This is a genomic window from Colwellia sp. PAMC 21821, from assembly GCF_002077175.1.
GTDB lineage: Bacteria > Pseudomonadota > Gammaproteobacteria > Enterobacterales > Alteromonadaceae > Cognaticolwellia.
In genome coordinates this window covers 369,265-387,452 of record NZ_CP014943.1, presented here as the reverse complement: position 1 = coordinate 387,452, position 18,188 = coordinate 369,265, and the positions used below count along the sequence as shown (strand labels likewise).

Here is an 18,188-nt window from a genome sequence, read left to right as displayed (position 1 = left end):
TGTTTTATAACAGCCTTTTTTATGCTCAAAACGAGAAATATTCTGCAATAACGTCGATGTATAAGCGTAGCGATATTACGTTATTTTCTTTGCAGAACGCCAGTTGTTAATGCCACCCCAAACAGTATCACACCACCGCCAATAACCATCATTAAGCTGATGGCTTCACCTAAAAATAACGCACCCCATAGAATGCCGAAAGCAGGAATTAAATAGGTCAACGAAATAGCTTTAGCAGGACCAAGCTGCGCAATAAGTCGAAAGAATATAATATAGGCAACGCCAGTGCAGATAACACCAATTAATATAACGGACCAGATTGCATTGGTGCTAGGTAATGTTTCAGGCATAAAAAATAAACTTAACGGTAGTAGCATAGCGGTAGCTGAAATTTGGCTGCCGGCAGCTAAGGCTAACGGTTTTATTGTGCTGAGGTATTTCTTGGTATAATTAGCTGAAATACCGTAACACAACGCGGCCAACATCGCCGCTAAGGTTGGTAGTAAGGCATTATTTTCTACTGATTTATTAGAGAGTTCCATGCCAAAATGTAAATTGTCAGACACTAATAAGTACACACCAATAAAGCCAATAAGTAAGCCAAACATAGCACTTAGGGTTAATTTATCTTTTAACCATAAATAGGCGACTATCGCGCCAAACATAGGGGCGGTTGCGTTTAATACTGAGGCTGTTCCGGCTGTTAGGGTTAATGTAGCAAAACTGAATAAGGCAAATGGTATCGCGGTATTTAAAGCCCCTACAACGAAAATATCTCGCCAGCGTCCTTTTAGCGCTTTAGTCTCTTTGAATAAAACTAAGCATGCGATTAAGAAAATAGCCGCTATGCCTGTGCGCAAAGTGGTAAAAACTATTGGGCCAAATTCAGGAGCACCAACGCGCATGAACATAAATGACGCCCCCAAATAGCGGCTAATAGCAGGAGTTCAATACTGGCTTGATGATTATGGGTACTGGGTATCTTCAACGATAATCCTTAATTAATATTTTCACCATAAGTATAAATAGTTAACTGATGGATAGTCGCGGTAATCGGACAGGTCGTATAAATTAAAGTATTACACCGTGTTGCTATGGATGTCTTGTATAGCAGCGTCTTGTATAGCAATGACGTGCAATGTTGAACTATCAGCCATCTGCCAATTGATATTAAATTTGTACAGGGTCATACCGTAAACTTTATCGTCAGCTTTGTTTTGTTTATAAGCAGGGCGAGGATCTTGGCTTAACACTTGTTCGATAAGACTTTGCAGTGTTGGATAATGCTCGCTATTTCTGTCTAAGGTAACTAATGCGGCGTTAGAAAATATCACCTTAATATTGTTGTTCGGTTGTTCTTGAGCATAGCCGCCATGGGCATTTTCGATAATATCAGCGTAGGGCACGTAAGGTTTAATATCTAAAATCGGCGTACCATCAAGTAAGTCTAATTCACTGATATGCAAAATTACCTGCGAAGTTTTTTGTCCTGTGCTGCTTTGTCCTGACGAACATTGCTCTATTCGGTCAAGTTTAACCACCGACATGCCAATAGGGTTAGGCCTAAACGTTGAACGTGTGGCAAATACCCCAAGCTTTTTATTGCCGCCTAAGCGTGGCGGGCGTACCAGTGGTTTCCAACCTTGTGCTTGTGTGCCATGAAAAACAAACAATAGCCAGATATGACTAAATTGCTCTAAACCTCGCACTAGCTCGGCATTATTGGCCGAGCCGGTTAGATGCAATTGCCCTTGAGCCGCAGTTACAATACCGGGCTGTCTGGGGATAGCAAACTTTTCCTTATAGGGAGAGTCGATAGTACCAATAACAGTTAAGTTAATGCTGTCAGACATTATTTTACTTGCTCAACCTTGTAAGCTCGACCATAGCAAACGGTAGATGCGACACAATACTTCGAGGCTTTATCTTCTTCTATCATGACACATTGGCTAAAGATGATAGCATTGGCCTCAAGTTTATAGGCTTTACCTCGTGCTTCGGTGCGAGCATCAATTTCATTGGGGGCTGCGTGATGTGCTTTCTCTTGGCAAGACTCGCCTTCAACCAAGCCTAGAAACTTATACTTACCGACGAATTCTTTTTCACTAGCGATAATTTTCACTTTTGTCGGAGAAAAATAATTTTTGAAATTTTCACGATCCAAGTTTGTTGATATGTCGTTTATTTTGGCACAACCAGTTGCGAATAATGCGGCAAACAATAATATTGTTGCATGGCGTTTAGCAATTACTGGCATCGTTTTAAAATTTTTCATTATGGCCTTTAAATTCTTTATAATAGTTGTGTAAAAGTCGATTTATTGTGTTTGTTTTGCCAAACTTGTATCGCCTTTAATCCAATAGTTAAACAGTTTATCGATAGTGTTACTCTGCTGTTTCATGGTGATCCAATTACGCATAAACAGTTCAAAACTATGATCATTTTTATTAATAGGGAAAGCCATAAAAAGTGGCGCTAATTCAGGCTTCGGCACAACCACGGTATAACTTGGATTTAGCAATGTCCAGGCAGATGAAGCTGCCGCGCCAAAAAGCATGGCATCAATATGGGCAAACTCGGGTTTAAAGAATAACCGCGGTGTCGATATTTCCCAGGCTTTACCATGAGTAAACGTTCTAGCAATAGCTTTTTCGTAATAAAAGCTCTCAGGAATACCTAAGGTGAGATCGTCTCGCTGTAAAATATTATCCCATTTTGTAAACTCTGCACGCCTTTTATCTTTAACAATAATAGCCAAACTTTGTGCGCTGTAAGGCATTGTTAGGGTATATTTTGTCATGTTATCTGGAATAACTGGCACACCTGTGGTGATGTCTAAATAGCCTGAGGATAGTAAAGTTTTCGCTTGATTACGAAATATTTTAACAAACTCAATATCGACATTTAAATCAATCGCGAGCTGGTTCATTATTTCAATATCGAAGCCAACAAGTTTGCCTTTATTGTTGTGAAATGAATAAGGTAAATCGTCACGAAAATAACCTACGCGGATGAAGCCTCGCTGTTTTATGCGCGTTAAAACGCCAATAAAAGGCTGAACTGTTTGGCTGTTTTTCGCGGCATTATCTAAATGTTTAGTGTTAACGCTTTCCATAAGAAAGTCGCGTTCTATAAATTTAGCGTAGCCTTCATACTGATAACTAATTGAGCTAAATCCAAATTTTAGGCTAACAAAGGCGAAAGCTGATAAGGCAGGAATAATAACCAAATATTTAAACAGCGCCTTCTTCTTTAAGGTAAAAGCTTTGGCCATACTCGTCGCAACAAGTATGGGTAAGCAACAGGCAAAAGTTACTGAAAGTAATGCCGATAAACGCCCAACAACTAGGTTTTCTGAAACAAGAAAGAAGTCAAACATTGAATGTGAAACATTAAATATTTCTAGTAGGTTTTGCATGGCTAAGGTACTGCTACCAAACAATTGTGGAACACCCATTACTACTAATTTCACATAATCTTCAAAGCTAATATAGGCACCAGAAAACCACGCGGCAAACAGCACAAAGAGCAGCGATAACAATTTACCCCCAACCGGCAAACTATAACTGATTGGCACAATTACATCGGAAATTTTATCGGCATTCTCGGTATCAGGGTATTGGCTCGCGATTAACTGTTTAGTTTTCTCGACAATGATAGGAATTACGACAAAGAAGCTACCAGTTGCGAATGCTGTCACCATAGCTTCTCTTGAGGCTTTTAAAATTGCTCGGTAGCCAAACGGGGTAACCGTTGCTAACAGGGCAGGAAAGACAACAAAAGATAATAAAACTGTCAGCACTAAGGCGCTTGCAACGTAAATCATTAAACCATCGAGTTGAGAAGCATCAAGGGTTGCTGCCGCCCGCCAACCAATACAGAATATGCCAACAGGAGCGAAACGCATAACTAAGTGGCTTATATTACTAACGGATTGTTTTAAATTGCTTAACACCGCGAGTGTTTGGCGTTTATTTTTAATTGGTATTAAGCCAATGCCAATAAATACGCTAAAAAACACCACGGCAGGGATCACCGCATTTGCAAAAGCATTAAAAGGGTTCGACGGAATAAATAGTTCAATGATATTAAATTCTTGGCTAACTTTAATGGTATTAGCGCTATAAAACTCGGCTGTTTGCCAATTAGGAAAGGATAAAGGCGCCATCAATATAAAGCATAACATCAGCACTATGAGCAAGATTACCAGTATTACGCTGCTCTTAAGAGCTGATTTGGCTTTACTGGCAGACAAACCGCCAATACCGACCATTAGTGACAGGGAAATATAAGGTAGCGCTGTCATTTGCAATAGCATGACAAGGGCATCGGCAAGGTGGTTCACTGTCGAATATAAGGTGTTGGTAAAGCTACCTATCAGAAGCCCCATGATCATGGCGATGATAATACGGGTAGAGGTAGGTATGTTACTGAGCTTAAATATGGTCATATTGAATAAAATAATTATTTCGATGCTTTATTTTCTACATATTATAATAAAGCGAGTTAATAAAAGATGCGACATGAAATATTAAAAAAGGCAAACCCATGTTTATTATGAGGGTTTGCCTTAGTTTTTTGCTTTGGGTCAGAACTTACGTTAGTCTTTATTTAACGCGCATACCTGGTTGAGCACCATCATCTGGATTCAGTATCCATAAGTCTTTGCCACCTGGACCTGCGGCTAAAACCATGCCTTCTGACATACCGAAGCGCATTTTACGAGGCGCTAAGTTAGCGACCATTACGGTAAGCTTGCCAATTAAATCTTCAGGTTGATAAGCTGATTTAATACCCGCAAATACTTGACGAGTTTCACCGTCTTCTTGGTCATCAAGTGATAACGTTAAGCGCAGTAACTTATCTGCTTTTTCAACATGCTCAGCATTAACAATTTTTGCAATACGTAAATCTATTTTAGCAAAATCATCAAATTGAATTTCAGGCGAAATGGGATCATCTACTAGTGGCTCACCGGTAAGTTCTTTCACAGGCTCAGACTTTTTAGCCTTCTTCTCTGCTTTTTTATCTTTTTTAGTATCTGCTTCATCAGATGTAACCGCTAAATTGTCTTTTGAAGCGTCAGTCATGGCATTAACTTTATCCATATCAACACGCTGCAATAACGCTTTAAATTTGTTGATTTTATGATCTGTTAATAAGCTTTTATGACCTTCCCAAATAAGTTCGTCATTTAAGAAGGTAGCTGTGCTGTCAGCTAAAACCGGTAATACAGGCTTTAAGTAAATCATTAGCGTGCGGAACATATTAATGCCAAGCGAACAAATATCTTGTACTTCTTGCTGTTTAGTTTCGTCTTTCACTAACTGCCATGGTTCTTTTATGGCGATGTATTCATTAACTTTATCAGCCAATGCCATAATTTCACGCATACCACGAGAAAACTCACGTGCTTCATAATGTGCTGCTATGCTATCGCCCGCAGCCATTACTTCGTCTGCTAGGGCTTGGTTGTCAATATTCGTTGAAAGCATGCCGTCAAAGCGTTTAGTAATAAAGCTAGCACAACGTGAGGCGATATTAACGACTTTACCGACAAGGTCTGAATTTACCCGTTGAGCAAAATCTTCAAGGTTTAAATCTAAATCATCAATACGACTGGTGAGTTTTGCCGCGTAGTAATAACGCAGATACTCAGGGTTTAAATGATCTAAATAAGTGCGACCTTTTATAAAAGTGCCTTTTGATTTAGACATTTTTGCGCCATTAACGGTAACAAAACCGTGCGCATAAACTGAGGTAGGTTTTCTATAACCTGCGCCTTCAAGCATGGCTGGCCAGAATAGACTATGGAAATAAATGATGTCTTTACCAATAAAGTGGTAAAGCTCAGCTTCTGAGTCTAATTGCCAAAAAGCATCAAAGTCGATACCTGTTTTGTCACAAAGGTTTTTAAAACTGCCCATGTAGCCAATCGGTGCGTCTAACCAAACGTAAAAGTATTTACCTGGCGCGTTAGGAATTTCAAAACCAAAGTAGGGTGCATCACGACTGATGTCCCACTGCTTTAAGCCTTGCTCAAACCATTCAGCTAACTTATTGGCCATTTCTTCTTGCAGTGCACCACTGCGTGTCCATTCTTGCAACATGTCGCCAAAAGCGGGTAGATCAAAGAAATAATGTTCTGAATCACGTAATACCGGGGTTGCGCCAGAAACGACTGAACGTGGATTTAAAACTTCCATCGGTGAATAAGTTTCACCGCAGTTATCACAACTGTCACCGTTTTGGTCTTCACTTTTACATTTAGGGCAAGTGCCCTTAACAAAGCGATCAGGTAAGAACATGCCTTTTTCAGGATCATATAACTGCGAAATAGTACGGGTTTTTATGTGACCATTAGCATGTAAACGATTATAAATCTCTTCAGCAAACGCTTTGTTTTCATCAGTGTGCGTTGAATGATAATTATCATAGCTGATATGGAAGTCGGCGAAGTCTGCCATATGTTCTTCACGAACAGCAGCGATCATTTCTTCAGGCGATATACCAAGCTCTTGTGATTTTAACATGATAGGCGTGCCGTGAGCATCGTCAGCACAAACAAAGTAAGTTTCATGACCACGCATACGCTGGAAGCGAACCCAAATATCAGTTTGAATATGCTCTAATAAATGGCCTAAATGAATAGAACCATTGGCATATGGAAGGGCACAAGTGACTAAAATTTTACGCTTATCTGCAGCTTGCACAGATGACTTTGATAAAGACATATAAAGTTTACATATTATTGGTGGTAATTATGCAGGGAATGGTACAGAATTTGTCGTTACTTTTCATTAAGAATTATCGTCTTTATGTCAATAAAGGCTAGATAAAAGCGCGTTTTAATCATGTTATCAAATTTCTTTTCTAAAAATGAAGTCAGTGTCGAAAGCCAAAAAGCGATTAATGCTTTTTTAGACGCTTATCGCTCAGATATTTTTCCTCAAGGGCTGCTGGTTATTGCTCAGGTTGTCACTATGGTGATGGCGAAAAAAAACATCCTGATCAAAATGGTATTGCCTTTTCCTTGTGACGGGCAATTACATGACATTGCTGAGCAATTAACCGAATTATTGCAACAGCAGGTTAATTTTGATGTTGAATATAATGTTCAGCCCGTAAGAGAACACAAGATTAAGGGCATAAAGAATATAATTGCCGTGTCTTCAGGTAAAGGCGGTGTTGGTAAATCAACTACCGCTGTTAACCTAGCGTATGGCCTGATTGCAGAAGGTTGTAACGTGGGTATTTTAGATGCAGACATTTACGGGCCGTCTGTACCGACTATGCTGGGTTTAAAGGGCGCGAAACCGAGCTCAAATGACGGTAAGTTAATCACGCCACTTGAGGCAAATGGCTTAAGTGCTATGTCAATTGGCTTTTTAGTCGATGATGCCAATGCAACCGTATGGCGAGGACCAATGGCCAGCCGTGCTTTTTCGCAATTACTCAATGAAACTGACTGGCCAGATTTAGATTACTTGATTGTCGATATGCCACCAGGTACCGGCGATATTCAGTTAACTTTAGCACAACAAGTACCGGTTGCAGGGGCCGTGGTGATAACAACACCGCAAGACATTGCCTTAGCTGATGCCATTAAAGGTATGGCGATGTTTGAGCAGGTTAAGCTACCTGTGTTGGGTATTATAGAGAATATGAGTTATCACCAGTGTGAAAACTGTGGTCATCATTCACATTTATTTGGTGATGGTGGTGGCAAGCGTATTGCCGAATCGGCCCAAACACAATTACTCGGACAATTACCCCTAGATATCCGTATTCGTGAAGACGCTGATAGCGGTAGTTGTGCAATAAATGAAAATAGCACTGGAGAAGTTGCGCTGCTGTATCGTAATATAGCGCGTAATGTCGCGGCACAATTATACTATCAACTAGATATGCGTAGCCCAACAACCGCTAAAGTGGTCGTTCAAGAGAGCAAATAAAGTAGAAACCAACACAATTTTAAGGCGCAAAAAGAATACAAAGTTCTTTTCGTCGAAATAATACCGAATGAATCAATAAATGCATTCAACTGGTATAACAACTGAGTCAAAGAAGAATAATCATGAGATTAAGTGACATAGATATAGAAGAATGCCTTCGCAAAGGGCAGATAGAAATTTCACCAACGCCAGACAGCAGCATGATTTCTGGGGTTAGTGTTGATATTCGCTTAGGCAATGAGTTTCGCGTATTCCAAGATCATACCGCACCTTATATCGACTTAAGTGGCCCAAAAGTAGAAATGCAAAAAGCCATGAACTCTGTAATGAGTGATGAAATTTATATTCCAGACGGCGAAGCGTTTTTTCTTCACCCAGGTGAATTAGCCCTAGCGGTAACCTTAGAGTCAGTAACACTGCCTGATAATATCGTTGGTTGGTTAGATGGTCGCTCTTCATTAGCGCGCTTAGGTTTAATGGTGCACGTTACAGCCCATAGAATTGATCCTGGTTGGTCAGGACAAATCGTTTTGGAGTTTTATAACAGCGGAAAATTACCCTTAGCATTGCGTCCAAAAATGAAAATCGCCGCACTTAACTTCGAAACAATGTCGTCAAGTGCTGCGCGCCCATACAACAAGCGTGAAGATGCTAAATATAAAGGCCAAATGGGCGCTGTTGCTAGCCGCATTAGCCAAGATGAGAGCCATAAATAGTAAAAAGTTTAAAACTTAGCACAGAAAAAACTAACAAAAAGCCAACGAGGTAATCGTTGGCTTTTTTTGTTTTAAATTCAAGAGACTTATAAACTTTTTAAATCTTTACTCGTTATGTCTCATTCTGCCGAGCCAGTAAAGTAATTAATACGGGGCATTGCTGGAGAAATAAAAGCGTTATTGAAAGTTAATAGCACTTAAAGTGTTGGTTTATTGATGTAAATCGATATTAGTCAGCGTTAACGGCAACTGAATGCTCTACTTTAATGTTGTTACTTGCTTTTGAAATACAAACATTTAATGCGGCGATTAACTTGTCTCGGCTATGATAGTGGCTAACAGTATCACTGCTTAATTCATGATGACAAACATCGATGCGAGTTGAGGTGACATTAGGATCGTGACATATCGCGCTATCAATGGGCAGACAACCAACGTTCTCTTCGATCCAAGCTAGCTTTTCATCTAAGGTTAAATCTGCAGCAGGGCTATCTTCAGCGATAATATTATCAATAAACACACGATGAGCATTTGTTTGGTTTAATGCATTACTAATATCCCGTACGAGCAATGGTGGAACAACACTGGTCAGAAAGCTGCCTGGGCCTAAAATAATTAAATCGGCTTTTAATATTGCTTCAATACAGCCTGGTAGTGTTTTAACTAAGGGGGCTAACATCAAGCTTTTCGGCATCATCGACATTTTATCAACAGATATCTCACCAACACGGCAAAGGCCCTCTGGGTAAAATGCCATGAGGTCTGTTGGTGTTTCAGACATAGGTAATACCGGTGTCTTAACTCTTAATAATCGACGTACAAGTTTTATAGAATCAAGCGGACGTGAGTGAATTTCTCCGAGGCCGTATAAAATTAAATTACCTAGATTATGACCACCTAGCTCATCTTCTCCGTCGAAACGAAAATCGAATAATTGGCTGCCAACTGATTTGTCATCTACTAATTGGGTAAGACAATTACGTAAGTCACCCCATGCGATTGAGCTACTGCGTTTCCTTAAACGACCAGTAGAACCTCCATTATCAGTAGTCGTGACGATGCCAGTAAGTTGGTCTCCTAAAAAGGAGAGGGTGGAAAGTACACGTCCTAGACCGTGACCGCCGCCAATGGCAACAACGTTAAGCTCTTTTAGCTGCATATAACTATTATTTCTTTTAACTGATTATTAACAATAACGCTTTATTAACTATAAATAAAGTGACTAGCCATAGTATATGGTGTTGTGAGCGAGATAAATCAATATTTCTAGCATATATTTTATTTAAAGCTGATGGGCTCTCACAGTGTTGTGATTTCTATACCAGCTAACTATTACATTATGGTTGTTATATATAGTTAATAAGGCAAAAATTAATCAACTTGTACTATAAGTAATCAGTTAGATAAAATCTTTCAAAAAAATGGCCCAATATCTAAAATAAGGGTTGACAGTATCTTGGTCGCTGCTTAGAATGCGCCTCGCTTTCAACGAGTAACTCGATTATTTGTTGGGAGAGGATTAAGGTAAGTATTAGGCCACTTATTTTATTTCTATGTGGGGCTATAGCTCAGCTGGGAGAGCGCTTCGCTGGCAGCGAAGAGGTCTGCGGTTCGATCCCGCATAGCTCCACCAATATTATTCACTCGTGTTGATAGCACAAGTGAAAGATAGTTAAAAAGATAACGTAATTGGATATACCGCGAGGTTATCGGATTGCAAAAACAAGATTTATTAAGTTTTGTTTTATCGTTTTAGTGTCCCTATCGTCTAGAGGCCTAGGACACCGCCCTTTCACGGCGGTAACAGGGGTTCGAATCCCCTTAGGGATGCCACTTCTTCGGAAGCTTCTTCGGAAGTAAAATGAAAATGAGTTCGTGTTTTATGACACAAACAAGAAATATATAATGTAAATCATAAGTTCACTAGGCTAGAGCTTTTTACGGTTTTATTATACTAAGTGTTTCGAGTTTATAATGTGTCCCTATCGTCTAGAGGCCTAGGACACCGCCCTTTCACGGCGGTAACAGGGGTTCGAATCCCCTTAGGGATGCCACTCATTTTTTAGTTTGATAAGTTTATTGGTAAGTGTTTTTTGACACATACTATAGAATATACAACGTTATTATAAGTTCACTAGGCTAGAGCTTTTTACAGTAACGTAGTGTTAAGTTTTCTATTGGTATTAATGTGTCCCTATCGTCTAGAGGCCTAGGACACCGCCCTTTCACGGCGGTAACAGGGGTTCGAATCCCCTTAGGGATGCCACCATTAACTTAGATTGATAAATGTTTTTATAATGTTTAACAATCAGATACAAAACATGAAGTAGCTAATTTAGCTATTATCATATTGTTTTAGTGTCCCTATCGTCTAGAGGCCTAGGACACCGCCCTTTCACGGCGGTAACAGGGGTTCGAATCCCCTTAGGGATGCCACTTATTATTTTACTTTTAGTAATTTAAGCAGTGCTTAAAAGTGAAATAAAAAAACCGACTTATGTCGGTTTTTTTATGCCTAAAATTTAGTGGGTATTGAACGACTAGCTTAAAATTGCAAGTGCAAAGAACTTTCAACGAACCTGACCCCGCAGATACGTACGTACCGCAGATACGTATTAGTACTAAATCACTACTCATTCTTTTCTTCCTGTAAAAAATAAGATAATCATTCACAGGGAGAAAAAGAAGGAGGACTGCAGGAGAAAACATCAGTAATTTGTGGGTTACTTACTCAATTTATAATCACGGGCTAAACCAGAGTCCCGTAATTGTATGAAATAATTGTTGTTTAGTATCAATACCACAGGCTAAGCAATTGTGAAGTTATATTAGTACTAAATCACTACTCATTGTTTTCTCATTCTTTTTTTCCTGTAAAAAATAAGATAATCATTTACAGGGAGAAAAGAAGGAGGACTGCAGGAGAAGACATCAGTAATTTGTGGGTTACTTACTCAATTTATAATCACGGGCTAAACCAGAGTCCCGTAATTGTATGAAATAATTGTTGTTTAGTATCAATACCACAGGCTAAGCAATTGTGAAGTTATATTAGTACTAAATCACTACTCATTGTTTTCTCATTCTTTTTTTCCTGTAAAAAATAAGATAATCATTTACAGGGAGAAAAGAAGGAGGACTGCAGGAGAAGACATCAGTAATTTGTGGGTTACTTACTCAATTTATAATCACGGGCTAAACCAGAGTCCCGTAATTGTATGAAATAATTGTTGTTTAGTATCAATACCACAGGCTAAGCAATTGTGAAGTTATATTAGTACTAAATCACTACTCATTGTTTTCTCATTCTTTTTTTCCTGTAAAAAATAAGATAATCATTCACAGGGAGAAAAGAAGGAGGACTGCAGGAGAAGACATCAGTAATTTGTGGGTTACTTACTCAATTTATAATCACGAGCTAAACCAGAGTCCCGTAATTGTATGAAATAATTGTTGTTTAGTATCAATACCACAGGCTAAGCAATTGTGAAGTTATATTAGTACTAAATCACTACTCATTGTTTTCTCATTCTTTTCTTCCTGTAAAAATAATATGATCATTCTCAGGGAGAAAAGAAGGAGGACTGCAGGCGAAGGCATCCGTAATCCCAATTAAGCCAAGTAACTGGCCATTTGCTTGTTATGAATTCAACAGATATAAATATTGTTCAGTCACTCATTTCTTTCTTATTATTTCCTCCCTGTAAAAAGAATAAAATAGTTCACAGGAAGAAAGTAAGCAGAGCCGTAGGATAAGTAAATGTGCGATTAGAATTAATCACACATTTTTTGGTCTTCGACTATAGTTATGTGTCTTTAGGCGAAGTAAATCTAGGGGGTTTAGGCGTTTTTCAATAGGCTCATACTTTCTTCAGCAAAACCTACTCCGGCTTCGTTATAGAAGTTAAACACTTTATCTACACCATAGCTTTCTAGCTTAATACGATCATCATCATAGCGCGCAATAGCCGCGATTTTTCCTTGATAATTCGTTCGCTTTATTTGTATGGTTATATTTTTAATATCTTGCATGGACGGCAAGGCTAAAAGTATCAGTTCAATTTTACTCAGATCCATACTTTCCCAAAAATCAGCATCTTCTGCGTCACCCTCAAAGGCTTGAACGTTGTTTTCAATTAACCAATTTACTTTCTTTTTATCAGTGTCTAACCCCCAAACTTGATTGCCGACTTGGGCGTTTAACGCTTTATAAGCACCAATACCAACTCGACCCATACCAATGATAGCAATAGGTGCGTCGCATGGCTGAACAAAGTCATCTTCTACTAGACGCTTCTTACTTTCATAGCGTTTAAATTTTTCTTTATTATTGGCAAAATAATCATGGGCAAAGTTATAAAGCACATTTGTGATGATAAATGATAAGGCAACCGCTAATGATAATATGACTAGCCACTCAGACGATAGCCATCCTTCTTTAGTGCTCAAAGCAGCAATGATTAAACCAAACTCACTAAAGTTACTTAAGGCCAAGGCAGATAAAAATGCGGTTCTACCACGCAGTTTCAGTTTCACTAAAATAAAGAAAAATAGCATAAACTTAATCGGCAACAGCAAGGTTAGTACAGAGGCTATTACTAGCATTTCTAAAGTGGGGAGGGCGGTAAAGCCAATCGATAAGAAAAAGCCAATCAAAAATAAGTCTTTAAAGCTTAATAGCGACTTAGTTATTTCACTCGCTTTGCTGTGAGACGCTAAGTACATGCCGGCTAACAGCGCGCCTAAATCACCTTTTATATGTACTAACTCGAATAGTTCATAGGCACCAAAGGCAATGAAAAACCCCATTAGTGGGATTAACTCTCCATGGCCTGCTTTATCTATTGCTTTGTTTATTAATGGTTTTAAAGGAATAAAAAGCAGCAATAAACCAGCCCAAGGGGTAGGGATTTTACCAGTAGCAATAACTAGAAATATTACCGCAATAACGTCTTGCATCACTAATATGCCAATGGCGAGCTTACCATGGCGTGTACGCATTTCACCGTGTTCTTCCATCAGTTTAACAACACAAACTGTGCTACTAAAGCTTAGAGCAAATACGATTAATGCTGATGTTGTTAAACTTAAGCCACTGATAAAAGGAATAGTAATTAATGCCATGCCTTTTACTATGATCAGCCCTAAAACTAACCAAACAAAGGTGTGGCTTAAACTGCCCAACCAAACTTCGGCTTTAAGTAAATCTTTTATATTTAGCTTTAGTCCAATGGTAAATAACATAAGCGTTATACCAATGTTAGCTAGCACGTGGATCATACTGTCGGCTTCATAACCAAGAAAAAGTAAGATAAAACCTGCAGCCAAATAACCAATTGACGGTGGTAAAGCCACCAATTTTGTTAATAGCCCACAAATAAACGCAAAACCTATCCAGATAAATTCCATTCTTAATTAATCTTCCGTAGTCATTAAATTGTTAAGTTGCTGTTCAACATATTCTGCAATTATTGGCTGAGCTTCTGCGTTTGGATGAATACCGTCGGCTTGCATAAGTGTTTTATCGGTGGCAACCGCTTCCATAAAAAACGGCAGTAAGGTTATGTTGGTGACTTTTGCAACGTCTTCAAAAACTTGCTCAAACATTTTATTGTATCTTGGGCCATAATTTGGCGTTATTCTGATCTTAATCATTGAAACTTTGATATTTTTTTCTTGTGCAATTTTGACCATTTGTAACAAATTATTTTTTATTAATTTAGGTGAATAGCCTCGTAAACCATCATTGCCACCTAATTCAATCAACAAGTGATCAACGTTTTCATTCGCTAAAATGCCTGCTAGCCGAGATAATCCGCCACTCGTCGTTTCACCACTAACACTGGCATTTATTATTGTGTAAGGTTGGTTTTGCTCGCTAAGCTTTTTATTGAGTATATGTACCCAACCTTGAGTGGGTTTCATCCCGTAACTTGCGCTGATACTATCACCTAATAATAAAATATTGGTGACAGGTGTGATACTAATGCTGTTATCAACCGTATTGGTCTGTTTGTTTTGTGCAGTTGCGTTCGCTGTAGTGATTAAAAGTAAACTAATAAACAATATAAAGAGTGGATAATTTTTCATGCAAGTAAATTCCGAGAGTATTCTAAGCGTTAAAGACCTAACTAAATCAGTACAAGTTGAAGATAAAACCTTAATTTTACTTCAACCACTAAACTTAGACGTTGCCGCGGGCGAGTCAATTGCCATTGTTGGCTCATCTGGCTCTGGTAAAACCACACTATTATCGATTTTAGCGGGGTTAGATTTACCAAGCTCCGGTCAAGTGTATCTTAAAAAGCAGCCATTACACCAGTTTAATGAAGAGCAGCGCAGTCAAGTTCGTGCTCAGCATGTTGGTTTTATTTTTCAACAGTTTCTTTTAATTAACAGCTTAACCGCCCTAGAAAATGTCATGCTCCCCGCAGAGCTCGCAAACTTTCCTGATGCTCAAGCACGTGGCGAAGCTTTGCTTGAGCAAGTGGGCTTAGCAGACCGACTTGACCATTATCCTTCTCAGCTTTCTGGTGGTGAACAACAACGGGTAGCTATTGCTCGGGCATTTATCTCTAAACCTGATATTTTATTTGCTGATGAGCCAACAGGCAATTTAGATAGTAAGACCGGACAACATATTACTGATTTAATATTTGATTTGAATGCTAAAGAAGGCACGACATTAGTATTGGTTACTCATGATGCTAAATTAGCTGCAAGATGTCAGCGGCAAGTGGAAATGGACAGCGGTGTTTTAACCGAAACGGCTACTGCGGTTACTCCTCAAAATATAGAAAAAAATCAGGTTGATAACCAAGCTACAACCCACGATGTCGCACAAAGCAACAACTCTGCGACACAAGTAGGTTAATGATGACTATTGCTAACCCAAAAGCCTCAACAATGTGGTTTACGCAGTCCCTGCGTTTACTGCACCATGAGCTTCGCCGCGGCGAATTAACCATTATATTTCTCGCTATTGTGCTTGCCGTTGCCACAGTGTTCTCATTAACAGGATTCTCAGGCCAAATTAAGCATGCCATAGTCGCCAATAGTACTAACACGATAGGTGCCGATCGTGTTCTGCGCATGTCGTCAGAAATTGATCTTAGTATTATCGAGAAAAGCCAGTCATTGGCGATAAAGTCTGCACGAAAAATTGAAACGGAGTCAATGGCTTTTGCGGGTGACAATATGTTACTAAGCGAGCTCGATGCGGTATCAGACACTTATCCTTTACGTGGTGAATTACGGGTGAAAACCTCGTTATCACAAACCGAAAGCACAGTAGTTAATGCCCCAAGCCCAGGTAGTGTTTGGGTAGAGCCAAGCGTGTTAAGTCGTTTAAATGTTGAAATTGGCGACATTATTGAAATTGGTATGGCGCCACTCACCATTGCCGGCATTGTTACTGATATTCCTGATCGTTCATACCGCGCTTTTATTGCCGGCCCAACGGTTATCTTAAATATTGCGGATATGCCGAAAACTGAGCTAATTCAGCCAGGCAGCCGTATAACCTACAAGTATTTATTTGCCGGTGAATCTGACGCAATAGAAACTTTTGAAACCTGGATAAAACCTCAAATTAATGAATCACAGCGTTGGTATGATGCTAAAGCCGCACAGAATCGTTTATCGAGAATATTAGACACCGCAGAAAAGTTTCTCTCGTTAGCAAGCATGTTAGGCATTGTATTAGCCGCGGTTGCTGTGGCTGTTGCAAGTCGCCGTTATGGGCAGCGTCATCAGTCAACCGTTTCAATATTTAAAGCGTTAGGTGCATCAGTTTCACATGTCAGAAAATTGTATTGTTTGCACTGGACTTTATTAAGTTGTTTAAGTATTGCAACAGGCTTAGTGGTGGGCTATGGTTTATTGCTGCTCGGTGTTAATGCCATTGCGAGCTATTTGTCATTGGCCGATGCGCCGCTGACCTTCGTGCCATTTTTAACCGCGATATTTACCGGTTTATTGTGTGCAATAGCGTTTGCCATTCACCCGATTATGACCTTAGTACAAAGCTCACCGTTAAACGTAATTCGCGGCTTTAGCCAAGACAAAGTAGCGCGCTTTGGTTGGCATCAACTACCGCCAATATTAGCGTTATTTTTATTACTGTTTATTTTCAGTCAAGATGTAGTCATGAGTGCTGCTTTATTGCTAGGCGGTGTTGTTGTCTCTTTCATTTTGTTATTGCTCGGACGAGGATTAATGAGTGCAGGGCGCAGCGTCGGCACTAAAGCTGGAAAGTCTTGGCACTTGGCATTAGCAAATTTAAAGCGACGAGCCAGTGAAAATAGCGTTCAACTGGTCAGTTTTACTATCGCGATAAAACTTTTGTTACTGATCACGGTAATGAAAAGCTCAATATTATCGGAATGGGAACAGCAATTTCCTGAAGATACACCGAATCATTACTTGATCAATATCACCCAAAATCAAATTGATCCTTTAAAAGTTTTTGTTGAAGAAAATAATATTGCCAATCAAGGGTTTTATCATGTTTATCGAGGTCGCTTATCGGCAATAAACGGGATAAAAACTGTTGATGAAGATGACAACGAAAACCAAGCGCAAAGTGATGAAAAACCTGATGAACAGGCAAAACAAAAAAACACAAAAACTGAACAGAAAGAGAGTCGGCAAGGCATGGGGCGTGAACTTGGCTTAACGTGGCGTACTGAATTACCCGAGGAAAATGAAATTACGGCTGGCCAATGGTGGCAATTTGGCGATGAAACACCTCAAGTATCAATTGAAAGCAACATTGCAGAACGGTTGGAAATTAATTTAGGTGATAATTTGACCTTCACCCTTGGCTCTGATGAGTTTACGGTGCCAGTAACTAGCATTCGTAAAGTGAATTGGCAAAGTCGACAGTTAAACTTCATTATGGTGTTTAATGAAAGTGCTCTTGAGCAATATCCAACCACATCGATTTCTGCTTGGTCAATTCTTGATAAAGACCGTGATTTGGTTTATCGCTTTTTAGCAAACTTTCCGACCATTACGGTAATGGACTTTGCCGCGATTATGGCACAGCTCAATAGCATTATTGAGCAAGTAACGGTTGCGATTCAGTTGATCCTAATTTTGGTCGTACTTGCGGGGAGTTTAGTGTTAATAGCGCAAGTACAAGCCAGTATGGAAGAACGCGAACGCGAACTAGCGATATTAAGAACCTTAGGCGCTAAAGGCAGCCTGTTACGTAATAGCGTGTTATATGAATTTGTCGCATTAGGCGCAATTGCAGGCTTAATGGCAAGTATTGGTATGGAAATAGCGGTTTATATTTTGCAAAGCCAAGTATTTAACATGTCAGGCAGTTTCCATTTTCAATATTGGTTAGTGGGGATTGGCGCTGGGGCGTTTTTTGTTGGCACCATTGGTATGCTTAGCTGTTGGCGTCTACTTAAACTGTCGAGTGTTACTTTAATTCGACGAACGATGTAATTTTATTACTTTAGTAAAACTATACTGCCTTTAATACTAGCGAGCATGCTATGAAATC

12 protein-coding genes and 5 tRNA genes are annotated in these 18,188 nt (G+C 39.4%); 9 read left to right on the top strand and 8 right to left on the bottom strand.

From position 1 onward, the window contains the following. Positions 1-80 precede the first annotated feature (80 nt). The 5 genes from A3Q33_RS01560 to metG all read right to left on the bottom strand — a co-directional run bounded on the left by A3Q33_RS01560 (position 81) and on the right by metG (position 6,734). Positions 81-911, bottom strand: a complete 831-nt coding sequence (locus A3Q33_RS01560; protein WP_155866671.1) for a DMT family transporter — start codon at positions 909-911, stop codon at positions 81-83. Between the two features lie 168 nt (positions 912-1,079). Further along, the gene (tsaA, locus tag A3Q33_RS01555; RefSeq protein ID WP_081178228.1) at positions 1,080-1,853 is read right to left on the bottom strand and encodes a tRNA (N6-threonylcarbamoyladenosine(37)-N6)-methyltransferase TrmO; all 774 of its coding nucleotides are present in this window, start codon (positions 1,851-1,853) and stop codon (positions 1,080-1,082) included. Continuing rightward, on the bottom strand, positions 1,853-2,275 hold the full coding sequence (gene rcsF / locus A3Q33_RS01550) for an Rcs stress response system protein RcsF (protein ID WP_081178226.1): 423 nt from the start codon (positions 2,273-2,275) through the stop codon (positions 1,853-1,855). The genes tsaA and rcsF overlap by 1 nt, the downstream gene beginning before the upstream one ends. A 42-nt stretch (positions 2,276-2,317) precedes the next feature. Further along, positions 2,318-4,450 carry a cation:dicarboxylate symporter family transporter gene (locus A3Q33_RS01545; protein ID WP_081178224.1) on the bottom strand — a complete coding sequence of 711 codons (2,133 nt, stop codon included), beginning with the start codon at positions 4,448-4,450 and terminating at the stop codon, positions 2,318-2,320. Between the two features lie 157 nt (positions 4,451-4,607). Then, a complete protein-coding gene (gene metG, locus A3Q33_RS01540; RefSeq protein ID WP_081178223.1) occupies positions 4,608-6,734 on the bottom strand; it encodes a methionine--tRNA ligase in 2,127 nt (708 codons plus the stop codon). Positions 6,735-6,854: 120 nt separating this feature from the next. Here metG and apbC point away from each other — a divergent pair, with 120 nt between their 5' ends. Both apbC and dcd read left to right on the top strand, forming a co-directional pair. Then, the gene (gene apbC / locus A3Q33_RS01535) at positions 6,855-7,955 is read left to right on the top strand and encodes an iron-sulfur cluster carrier protein ApbC (RefSeq protein WP_081178220.1); all 1,101 of its coding nucleotides are present in this window, start codon (positions 6,855-6,857) and stop codon (positions 7,953-7,955) included. 122 nt (positions 7,956-8,077) lie between these two features. Then, entirely contained in the window at positions 8,078-8,671 is a 594-nt protein-coding gene (gene dcd, locus A3Q33_RS01530) for a dCTP deaminase (protein WP_081149598.1), read from the top strand. A gap of 229 nt (positions 8,672-8,900) precedes the next feature. Here dcd and A3Q33_RS01525 read toward each other — a convergent pair whose 3' ends face one another. Beyond that, on the bottom strand, positions 8,901-9,830 hold the full coding sequence (locus A3Q33_RS01525) for a gluconeogenesis factor YvcK family protein (protein ID WP_081178218.1): 930 nt from the start codon (positions 9,828-9,830) through the stop codon (positions 8,901-8,903). 398 nt (positions 9,831-10,228) lie between these two features. Here A3Q33_RS01525 and A3Q33_RS01520 point away from each other — a divergent pair. The 5 genes from A3Q33_RS01520 to A3Q33_RS01500 all read left to right on the top strand — a co-directional run bounded on the left by A3Q33_RS01520 (position 10,229) and on the right by A3Q33_RS01500 (position 11,107). Beyond that, positions 10,229-10,304 (top strand) — tRNA-Ala (locus tag A3Q33_RS01520). A 124-nt stretch (positions 10,305-10,428) separates the two neighbouring features. Beyond that, positions 10,429-10,504 (top strand) — tRNA-Glu (locus tag A3Q33_RS01515). A 145-nt stretch (positions 10,505-10,649) separates the two neighbouring features. Further along, positions 10,650-10,725 (top strand) — tRNA-Glu (locus A3Q33_RS01510). Positions 10,726-10,861: 136 nt separating this feature from the next. Beyond that, positions 10,862-10,937, top strand: a tRNA-Glu gene (locus A3Q33_RS01505). Between the two features lie 94 nt (positions 10,938-11,031). Continuing rightward, positions 11,032-11,107 (top strand) — tRNA-Glu (locus A3Q33_RS01500). 1,404 nt (positions 11,108-12,511) lie between these two features. Here the strand turns inward: A3Q33_RS01500 and A3Q33_RS01495 are convergent. Both A3Q33_RS01495 and A3Q33_RS01490 read right to left on the bottom strand, forming a co-directional pair. After that, a complete protein-coding gene (locus A3Q33_RS01495) occupies positions 12,512-14,080 on the bottom strand; it encodes a cation:proton antiporter domain-containing protein (RefSeq protein ID WP_081178216.1) in 1,569 nt (522 codons plus the stop codon). Positions 14,081-14,086: 6 nt separating this feature from the next. Further along, entirely contained in the window at positions 14,087-14,761 is a 675-nt protein-coding gene (locus tag A3Q33_RS01490; protein WP_081178215.1) for an arylesterase, read from the bottom strand. Between A3Q33_RS01490 and A3Q33_RS01485 the strand changes: the two genes are divergently transcribed. Further along, positions 14,760-15,545 carry an ABC transporter ATP-binding protein gene (locus tag A3Q33_RS01485; RefSeq protein WP_081178213.1) on the top strand — a complete coding sequence of 262 codons (786 nt, stop codon included), beginning with the start codon at positions 14,760-14,762 and terminating at the stop codon, positions 15,543-15,545. The two genes, A3Q33_RS01490 and A3Q33_RS01485, sit on opposite strands and share 2 nt — an antisense overlap. Beyond that, positions 15,545-18,130, top strand: a complete 2,586-nt coding sequence (locus A3Q33_RS01480; RefSeq protein ID WP_231295759.1) for an ABC transporter permease — start codon at positions 15,545-15,547, stop codon at positions 18,128-18,130. Before A3Q33_RS01485 ends, A3Q33_RS01480 begins: the two co-directional genes overlap by 1 nt. Positions 18,131-18,188 lie beyond the last annotated feature (58 nt).